General features: G+C 39.6%; 8 protein-coding genes. 1 reads left to right on the plus strand and 7 read right to left on the minus strand.

Features of this window, described 5'->3' with window-relative positions; all coding sequences use genetic code 11:
• Window positions 1–463: 463 nt before the first annotated feature.
• The 6 genes from HMPREF9078_RS03775 to HMPREF9078_RS03800 form a co-directional block, all read right to left on the minus strand.
• Entirely contained in the window at window positions 464–1,081 is a 618-nt protein-coding gene (locus HMPREF9078_RS03775; RefSeq protein ID WP_009419418.1) for a 4'-phosphopantetheinyl transferase family protein, read from the minus strand.
• Between the two features lie 341 nt (window positions 1,082–1,422).
• The gene (locus HMPREF9078_RS03780; protein WP_009419419.1) at window positions 1,423–2,400 is read right to left on the minus strand and encodes a pyruvate dehydrogenase complex E1 component subunit beta; all 978 of its coding nucleotides are present in this window, start codon (window positions 2,398–2,400) and stop codon (window positions 1,423–1,425) included.
• Window positions 2,401–2,548: 148 nt separating this feature from the next.
• The gene (locus HMPREF9078_RS03785; RefSeq protein ID WP_009419420.1) at window positions 2,549–3,352 is read right to left on the minus strand and encodes a class I SAM-dependent methyltransferase; all 804 of its coding nucleotides are present in this window, start codon (window positions 3,350–3,352) and stop codon (window positions 2,549–2,551) included.
• Window positions 3,353–3,411: 59 nt separating this feature from the next.
• Complete coding sequence (locus tag HMPREF9078_RS03790) at window positions 3,412–4,650, minus strand: hypothetical protein (protein ID WP_009419421.1); 1,239 nt, start codon at window positions 4,648–4,650, stop codon at window positions 3,412–3,414.
• 11 nt (window positions 4,651–4,661) lie between these two features.
• Window positions 4,662–5,333 carry a DUF6796 family protein gene (locus tag HMPREF9078_RS03795; protein WP_009419422.1) on the minus strand — a complete coding sequence of 224 codons (672 nt, stop codon included), beginning with the start codon at window positions 5,331–5,333 and terminating at the stop codon, window positions 4,662–4,664.
• Window positions 5,334–5,533: 200 nt separating this feature from the next.
• Entirely contained in the window at window positions 5,534–7,858 is a 2,325-nt protein-coding gene (locus HMPREF9078_RS03800) for a TonB-dependent receptor (RefSeq protein ID WP_009419423.1), read from the minus strand.
• A gap of 303 nt (window positions 7,859–8,161) precedes the next feature.
• Here HMPREF9078_RS03800 and HMPREF9078_RS03805 point away from each other — a divergent pair, with 303 nt between their 5' ends.
• Entirely contained in the window at window positions 8,162–9,127 is a 966-nt protein-coding gene (locus HMPREF9078_RS03805) for an AraC family transcriptional regulator (RefSeq protein WP_009419424.1), read from the plus strand.
• Between the two features lie 58 nt (window positions 9,128–9,185).
• Here the strand turns inward: HMPREF9078_RS03805 and HMPREF9078_RS03810 are convergent, their stop codons facing one another.
• Window positions 9,186–9,878: a porin family protein gene (locus HMPREF9078_RS03810; RefSeq protein ID WP_009419425.1), complete on the minus strand. Its 693-nt coding sequence runs from the start codon at window positions 9,876–9,878 to the stop codon at window positions 9,186–9,188.
• Between the last annotated feature and the right edge of the window lie 311 nt (window positions 9,879–10,189).

The following is a 10,189-nucleotide window of genomic DNA, read 5'->3' on the forward strand; positions in this document are numbered from 1 at the left end:
TCCCCTCTTCCGAACTTCTCCGTTTCCTTCCGAAAATTCTAACCAGTCCGATTTATCCTACAAGTCAGACCTGTCAAAAAACGATTTTTATCACTACTCATTTTCTAATTTCCTAATTTCCACATTTGCTAATCTGCTAATTTTCTCCCGCCCGTGTGGCTCACACTGCCTGTGCGGCTCGCACCTTTGCCAAAGTTGATTAAACAGACAATACCTCCGCTGGTTTACAAGGCGTAGCCTTGATTTTGTTTAAATTTTGTTTAATTTCTGAGGCACAGCCTCATTCCTCTAACTCAACCTCACACTCCATTTTCTCATTTCCAAATTTTCTCATTTCCAAATTTTCTCATTTTTCTAATTCTGACATTTACGCCCAACCCACATTCATTAACATAAAAAAACAAATGGCAAACTTTGTACAACTACAAAATCTACCATTTGTTCCTGTGTATAACCAAAATGTTTATTTATTAGCTTTGCAATATCCTAAAACAAAATCTTCTATCAAAATAAAAAAGACCTTATACATAGTGTTTCCTATCTTAATATCCGTCTCCTTGTCATTAGGGAAAAAGTCTTTTACCCTCACATCGTTTAGGGTAAGTGTAGGTTTGTTATGAATTTTAAAACCTACTTCTTTGGCACACCACGTCATTGTAAGTTTCTGAATGATGTTGTGAATCGAGTAATTCGCTGAGCGATAATTCCATTGAGTGAATTTATGTGCAATACGCAATATTTTCTCTCGTTTCTTCTCAATATCCACCCCCACAGGTTTATTACTTATCATCACCACAACTTTATCAAACGAATGACTAATCGAAATAAAATCTTTTCCTTTTAAAAAAGGCTTCCCGTAAGCATTGTAATGCAAAGAATTGGGGGCGTGTCCTAACTGAGTTAGCAATAAACGCGTGGCTAAAAAGTTCTTTTTAGCCCTCTCATTGCTAATAGCATTGTAACTCTCCTTTTGTTCAGGAGTAAGAGGAGTTTCTTCTTCCAACACAGCAAGCTCCTCCCTTACCTCCCAAATGTACAAGGTGGTTTTTTTATCTACTTTTATGGTGCTCTCTAATGGCATATATAATTCCCCTCCTAATTTCGCACAAAGATACTGAAAAATTCTTAATTCTTACAAGTTATATAAACCACCTTTGTATCTTTTTCTTTTCTTTCAGAAATCAATAATATGTTAAAACAACGCCCTTATAATGAGCTTATTTGGCATCATTTTAATAGTTCATAAACAATGAAGACGTTAATTTGTGTTACAAACATAACTTTTATTCTTTTGCTTTCCTATCAAAAGTTTAACAAAAGATTAACGCTCTTAAACGAAAAAAAGTCTTCACGATGAGGAAAAATCGTGAAGACTAAAAAATAAAATATAACTTTTAAAAAAATAAAAATGATAGCAAATTCTTATTTATAAAGTACTTTTTTTACCGCTTTTACTACGTCGTCAGCATTTGGCAAAAACTCTTTCAAAAGTTCTGAAGAGAATGGTGCTGGCGTATCAGTGGTAGTAATGCGTTGTACAGGCGCATCGAGATAATCGAAGATGTGCTCTTGTACTTGATAAGTAATTTCAGAAGACACACTGGCAAAAGGCCACGCTTCTTCCAAAATCACTAAGCGATTAGTTTTCTTAACCGAAGCGAATACAGTGTCAAAGTCAAGCGGACGTACAGTACGCAAGTCGATGATTTCACACTCAATACCTTCTTTGGCTAAAATATCAGCAGCTTTATGCGCTTCTTTAATAATTTTACCGAAAGAAACGATAGTTACATCAGTACCCGCACGCTTAATATCGGCAACGCCTAATGGAATAGTGTATTCTTCTTCTGGCACTTCACCTTTATCGCCGTACATTTGCTCAGATTCCATAAAGATAACAGGGTCGTTATCACGGATAGCCGACTTCAAGAGTCCTTTTGCATCGTAAGGTGTAGAAGGAACTACTACTTTCAATCCAGGGCAGTTAGCATACCAGTTCTCAAAGGCTTGAGAGTGGGTAGCCGCTAACTGACCAGCAGAAGCGGTAGGACCACGAAATACGATAGGAATATTAAACTGACCTCCTGACATCTGGCGCATTTTAGCCGCGTTGTTAATGATTTGGTCAATCGCTACTAATGAAAAGTTGAAGGTCATAAACTCTACAATAGGACGGTTACCATTCATCGCAGCCCCTACTGAGATACCTGCAAAACCACCTTCAGAGATAGGGGTATCAATAATACGTTTAGGCCCAAATTCATCGAGCATTCCTTTAGAGGCTTTGTATGCGCCATTATATTCGGCTACCTCTTCACCCATCAAATAAATAGACTCGTCGCGACGCATTTCTTCACTCATCGCTTCGCAAACGGCTTCTCTAAATTGTATTGTTCTCATTTATATTTATTAAAATAAGGTATATAACTAAAATTTCTGTTTTGAAAGCACAAAAGTAATAATAATTATTTAATCTCCTAATTTTTTTACTACTTTTATTTTCTATATATTATTTAAAACGTTATATATCAAATATTTATTATGTTATTTACCTTATCTCTAATCTCACCACTCTCTGGTTAAATCGTCTATAAAAATACGGAATCTTATATAGCATACGAAAGATAAAAGGGTAGCGCCCTTGGTCGTACTTACTCATAAAAAACTCTTTCGCCACGTGCAACTTAGGGTGCCACTGCTCCATCGCCTCGCTATACTTTTCGCTCCATTGAAATTCAGGGCGCCTGTCTTTATCCATTGCTTTTAGTGTATCGTGGTTCTTAGCGTGCCCTACTAAGGCATAAGCGAGCATATCAAAAAGAATAGTAGCTTCAGTAAATGCTTCACAGAGATGTATCATAAAATCTTTTACCTCAAACGGAGGGAAATACATCAGCACCCCCTCAACAATAATGAGTATCGGTTTGTGGTGAGCTTTTACTTTCTCTATCCATTCAGTATTAAAGAGAGACATTTCTAAAAAACTACGTCTTTCACTCTCCTCAAAAAACTGACGCCGGATAGCAATTACCTCAGGCAAATCGAGGTCATACCAATGGGTAAGTTCCGGACAACCCAAACGCTCATAACGAGCATCAAGACCCGTACCCAATTGTATTATTACTGCATCGGGGTGTTGCTCTATAAAAGCACGTGTTTCTTCGTCTATCAGGTGAGCGCGTACACACACGCCTGCTTGGGAGAATTTACCTTTCTTGAACCGGCTAAAATCATAGTCTATTTTGTTTATAATCTCAGCAGCCTTCTCATCGCGTAACAGCGGTTGAGGTTCTTTATTTTCAGTAGCTTTTGCCCATAAAGTAATGAGCATTGTTTCGGGTATTTTGTTCATAGATGTTAGAGGTTAGAATCAGACCTGTTCGACTCGTTCGACAGGTCTGATTCTAAAAATTAGAACTCGTGAAAGAACGCAGGGTTTCCAGTAGTGCTAAGAACTTGTTCTACGGTTTCAGTAGCAGGATTGAAATCGAATAAACCTCTTTTATCGGTACCGAAAGCGCCAAAGAGTACTCTATCTTTCAGTTTGGTAATGAGAATACTATGTCCGTCTGTAAGCGGAACGCCCCTTATCTGGCTGATAGATTTGTTGTTGAAATTTATGAGTACTGCCATAGCGTTTTTAGCGGTGTAGGGGTTTGCTCCGTTAAGTTCTATTATACCTACATAAGCTACTGCTTTACCATTGCCTATATACAAACAGTTGTACACGCTAGCAGGCTTATAATTAGTGCCTGCAATAGGAGTAGTAGAGATATCCCACGATTTACTACTGTCAAATTCAGTCTTGCCTTTAGGAATACAGAGGAAACCGCACTTAGTATTGTCTTTGGAATATCCAAAATAACCTGCGGTAGCTATATAAAGGTCACCTGCTTCATTGGTAAAGAGCATTCCTTTACATTGTGCCATAGGGCGAGTGGGGAAAGTGAGTTTAGTAGTGGTTTCGGAAACTACTTTCTCTACCACATCAGTTTGAGGGTCGATAATAGCCACATCACACTGTTGGTAGTCGGCGTAAGGTTGCCAACCTGCTCCAGGGTTGATTTGGTTAAGACATAGGTAATACTTGCCATCGCGAATAATACCCATAGCAGGATCAGGACTGGTATCGCCGTGAGCGTATTGGGCGAGATTGATTTCTCCTGTTTTTTGCATTGTCTGTGGGTTGATAATCCACACGACTCCTTGTGTGTACATAGGTACATAGGCTTTGGTAGCACTTACTTTTTCGAGATGACCTACCATCGAATTAGAAAGCCCTGCGAGATTTGCTCCTTTGGTGAGCTTTTTGGTAGTAGAGTCGTAAGTATATTGGGTGATACCGCCGACACCTTTCATAGTGTCGAAAAGATAAACACTTTTCCCTTCTACTTGTACCGAAGAGCCAAACTCTACTTGCTCAGCTTTGGAGTTATCAATAGCGATACCTCCCGCCATTTTATGAAAGATTTGAAGATAAGAACTACCACTCATACCATCGGGGTTTTTGACAGAAGTTTCTAATAAGAAATCACCTGTATAAACCACATTGCTTGGTGGTATGGGAGCGGGGGTAGGGTTGTCGTCTTTCTTGCAACCCACCGTGAGAAGTGCTAAAGAGCACACAGTTAAAAATACTTTTGAATACATAAAATTAGTTTTTAGTTATTATTATTAGTTGTTAGACTTGTCTGACCTTTAAAAAAAAGCAACCCTATAAACATCAGGGCATTACCCAAGCTGATAGCCGAAACATTCAATCCGTTTTTAATAGCCGAATCTGGCAACAAATAGGCTATAAGATGAATGATGCCAATACCTATAAACATATTGAAAAGGGCTGCTACGCGAGGATAAACGGTCTTTTTCCTTACAAAAGCTATGAACTGTGAGATGTTCATCAGTAGGAAAAAGACGATAAAAATGTAATAGCAAGGCACTAATACATTATTAGAAAAGGTAGTAGCTATATTGTGAGCTAAGGTTGCATCGGTGGGGTAAAGCTGTTTGTAGATAAGCATCACCACAGCACAATTAAGGTGCACCCCACAAGCTGCCATTACCAGCCACCCCCAGATACCTACTTTGTAAAGCTTTGAGAGCGTTTCACTACCTTCTTTCATCAACTTGTAAATTTGCCAATACCCTATGCACTGCAGAGGGATACCTATCACACCTAAGAATCCTCCCCACATAATGCGCGATAGGGGTAAGGTAAGTGAGAAGTTCATCAGTGATTTTTGAGGGTTTTCTACCTGAATGTACCCCAATAGCATATCACCGAAAAAAGTAATAAGTGAGGCTATTAAGCCTAAAATAAATCTTTTTTTCATATATAATTGTTTTTCATCTTTTGCTTCACTTTTTATAGCCAGCCAATCAGAATTGGTTTGTAAAATTTTCGTCCTACGCTTTAAATTCGCTTTAGATTCGCTTTTAATTTATTGTAGACCCACTGTAGACCCACTGTAGAGCCACTGTAGACCCACTGAAAGTATAGTTAAAGTATATTTTTAGTTCGGACGAGGAGGAGTTAGAATATTACTCTTAGCTTCACCCCTCCATTGATTCCCATTAATGGGCGGTTAAATTCTGATAAGGTCTTTTCATTCGTTATATTCCGCACTTTCCCCGAGAGGAATACCTTATTATTTAAAAAACTGTGCTCAAAACCTATATCAATAGTTGTACTGCGCGGAATGCGTCGTTTCTGCAATTGCGTCATTTCAAAATCATAGTAATATTCTTCCACAAAAGCCACATCGGCAAAAAGGCGTGTGTTTTGCCCCGTGCCACCAAAGAGGTTCTCGCGGTGGAACTCCAAGCCTGCATTTGCCATTAAGTATGGTATATTAGGCATACGTTTGTTTTTAGTAGGGTTAGGCACGGTGCTTTCTGGCTCGTAAGCACGTGTATCGCGCAGGTCTTGATAAGTAGTGTTGCCGTATAGATAAAGCGAAGGCAATACATCGGCTTTGGCTTCAAACTCTACCCCAAGAGTACGCATCTCACCAAAATTCTGGTATTGTGCCCCTATGAGTCCGGCAGTATAACGTATCATATCTTGCAAATACATATAGAAGAAGTTCATTTCTATCTGAGCATTGGTAGGGTGCTTGCCTGTAAGGTCGAACAGGAAACCGAGGTTAGCGCTGAGGTTACGCTCTGGCAATAAATCAGGACTAGGGATTACGGCTATACCATCGCCTAAGAGTTCCGTTTCCGAAGGAATACGCACCTCATAACCAGCAGAGAGTTTCCCCATTAGCGAAGGCAGGAAGCGGTAACGCATCGCATTATTCACCCCAAAATCGCTCTTGCTTACATCTACATCGTACTTGCCGGGGACAAAGAGTGGCGCCATTTGGGTGTGCATAGTATACATATAATGACGTACTGTGAGCGAGTTCAAAAACACGTCGTTAAGCGTACGGAAGTCGTATGTAAGTCCGCTTATCCAACTGCGCATTTGCGAATCGAAATTCACTTGCTTACCCAGACTCAGGGTCTTTAAGTCGTCTTTGGGCGTACCGTTTGCCATAGAAAACACACTGTTGATATTCAGCGAATGGCGTTCAGTAAGAATATACTCCAAATTGGTTTTATTAATAAAAGTGAGCTTTTTATCGTCAGAGTCCGATGGGTAGTTATAACCTGCCTCACCGCCATAACGCGAAGGGGTAGGGTAGGAGCTACCGTCCCACTCATAGCGACGGGTGGCTTTGTCGATGAAGTTCATTTTGGTAAGTACCAATCCGTTGAACATATCGAGGTTTAAGCCTTCTGTAAGGAAATTATCTTTCTCGAGTTTATTAGAGAGCCCCGTCATTAACGACTGACTATGGGCTTCTCGTATATCGTATTCGATACCTTGAATTTCCTTATAGGTTTTGACGAACACGGGTTCTAATTCTACTTCGTCGAACCACCATTTCTTTGCTTTGAAGCTCCCGCCAATGATGAGCTTGCGGTACTTATCGTGGTTGCGGGTGATGCGCAATCCTTCTTGAAAAGGAGAATCGAAAGTGTAGTTATTATCCGATGAAGTATAGCCCCCACCGATACCGAATACCAATCCACGCTGTTTGAGGTTGCGTTTGAATACCCCTTGTGCCTTATGGGTGTTGTAACTTTCATATCCATAACTGAGGTCGGCATATTTATCGGGGTATTCGCGAATAACGATATTGATAGCTCCTCCAAGCGATGAGCCCCCGAAGCGTGCTGGTACTACTCCTTTGTAAATCTCAATACGGTCAATCATATCTATGGGGATATCATTGATATCGATATAATCCGTTTGCTCACCTAAGGGCAATTCGTCTATAAAAAAGCCTATGCGTTTGCCTTCTAACCCTCTTACTGAGATACGTGAACTACTGCCTACCCCTCCTGAAGAACGTAAAGTGATACCTACGGTTTTTAGAAGAATATCCTGTACGCTGCTTACCGTACCTCGCAGGTTACTCATATCAATTACCGTTACGGGCATACTCTGCTCTTTCTTTTGGTGAGCGATACTCTTGCCCGAAACAGTTACTCCGCTTATTTCTTCGGCTTGTTCTTTCAGCGATACATCTGAACGTACTTGTCCTTTCACACTGATTTTCTTTCCAAAGGTTTGATAACCGAGGAAACTAAACCACACGGTATAATTCCCTTCGGGTAAGTGTGCCAATCGATATTGACCGCGTGCATCGGTGCTCACGCCTTTGTTTAGTTCTTTGATGTAAACATCGGCACCTATTAAAGGGTGATGAGTTACTTTATCGGTAACCGTACCAATGAGTTCGGCAGTGTTTTGAGCTGATATAGAAAGACTGAAGAGTAGTAGTAAAAGAAAAGTTTTGTTTAACATAGATATCGGTTTTTGCGTTTCAAACTTTGGCAAAGTTGAATTACCTAATAATCAGTATTTAATCGCTTGCTAACTGCTAACGACTAAAAAACTAATACTTAAAATATTTGGTGGTTTGAAATATGTTATTTACTTTTGTTCTAAACAATAGATTTCAGAGCGCAAAAATACAGCAAAAAGGAAGTGCGATTGTTTAATTTCCTTAGCAAAGTTTTACATCTGAATAGCAAATTTAGTGATTAGTTGTTCGTAGCCGGCTGGTGGTGCTGACGGCAAACGGCTGATGAACGTGAAAAACGACTGATGAATATGATAAACGAAATAACATTACCTTTGGTAACCAATGAGGAAGAAGTACAAAATTATTACGAAAGAGTGAATGAACAAATAGGGGTGTTTCAATTGGAACAACAAACCTTAGGCAATCATACTTACTACCGATGGCAAGCACAAATGAAAGAAGATGTGGCTTTTGAGGGACGTATGGATATTCCTTCAGTGCGTCTTTATTTTGTAACCCGAACTCACAAAGGTATGGCGGTGCAGATAGACGGGCGAAATTGTATCAGTAAGGTGGGGACTCACAATATCTTTTTTGGTAAAGAAGAATGCTTGGGCAAAGACTTGTTGCATAAAGATGATATTATAGAAGTGGTTACGGTTGCTATCAGTGCTGAGCAATTTGCGCAAATAGCTACCCAATACCCCGAAACTTTTATGGCGTGGTATCAGCGCTATGAGCGGGGTGGTAACTTTATTCTTTCGCCTGAACAATCACTTCCTACTGACTTTGCTATGCAAACTGCCCTTGACCAACTGCAACACGCTTCTCTTTTGGGCAAGGCAGCACGAGCTTATGCCGACTTAAAAGTGCAGGAACTCTTTTTGTTACAATTACATCAATACGAACAGCAACAGCTACAAGTATACCAATACTGCAAAACCCAAACCGACGTGCGGAAGATGTACGAAGTGCGCGACCGCCTTACGGCTCAGTTGGACGTTACGCCTTCGATAACTGAATTGGCACGTGCCGTAGGTGTGAACGAAAAGAAGTTGTGTTATGGTTTTAAAGAGGTATTTGGCACTACTGTTTTTGGTTATCTATACGACTATAAAATGGAGTTGGCACAACAACTGCTCCTTCACAGCGATAAGAGTATAGGAGAGATTGCCCTTACCTGTGGGTATGATTATATATCGCATTTTTCGACTGCCTTTAAGAAGAAGTTTGGTAGAAATGCAAAGGAGGTAAGAGATAAGAGGTAAAAAAGACTGTCTATGGTTTTTAGACAGTCTTTTTTATAAAATTTTTCCTATGAAGCTACTAGAACTTGTAACCTACCCCTACTTGGAATACGCGGTTTTTGAAATTCAAAGTAGGAAGTTTATATCCGTTTTCTGAATACGATTTAGTCGATAAGTCGGTAAGACCTAAATTAAAGGAAGCATCGAAAAAGAAACCAGAATCGAAGTTGTATTCAGCACCAAAGCCTAATCCTAAATCGAATTTCTTGTCGAGAGTTAAAGGTTCATTGTCTACATTTACTAAACCAAAATTCGAATTATCTTTACCGCTGGCTTTAGCTTTTGACACAAAACCTAAGTTCACCCCTATTTTAGGGCGGAACCCGTTGAAGTCGTATTTAATCCAAAGAGGAATGTTGAACTGCTCGATTTTCAATTTACCGTCCTTAATATCTAATTCTCCAAGCGAAATGTTGTTGATGCTACCACTTAAAGAATTGATATTAGCTCCTTGGAAAGCATAGTCAACACCAGCTTCTACCCATAATTGTTCGTTGAAGCCATATTCGATAAAAGCTCCGAAGTGAAACCCAGGGCTGTAAGAAGTACTAAATTTGGCGGTTCCTGTAAATCCTCCTACTGAAACTGAAGTTTCAGGGTCAGAAACATTGGACATCAAAAAGCCCGCTTTAGCACCTACTTTAAATTCTTGGGCATTAGCGCCAATGATAGTGGCGATTGCCACAACAAAAGTAATAAATGTTTTTTTCATTTGTAATATGATTTAATGGTTTTTACTTATGGTTATTAATATCTCTGAGCTCTTTGAGTTTTCAGAGGAGTAGTAGAATAGTAAATTAAATGAAGTGTGATACAAAACTTGGATTTCTGATGAGTTTTTATTTTGCAAAGATAAATAAAAAATTTTAATTAGCAAATTTGGAAATGAGGAAATGAGGTGCGAGCCGCACAGGCAGTTAAATTAGCAAATGGGAAAGGGTTGAGAGATTCGGAAGATATCGGAGTAATTCGGAAGAGGGGAAGTAGGATTTTTGATGAAAAAAGGGTGTAAGATGGGTGGGG

The sequence above is a fragment of the Capnocytophaga sp. oral taxon 380 str. F0488 genome (genome assembly GCF_000318255.2).
Taxonomy (GTDB): domain Bacteria; phylum Bacteroidota; class Bacteroidia; order Flavobacteriales; family Flavobacteriaceae; genus Capnocytophaga; species Capnocytophaga ochracea.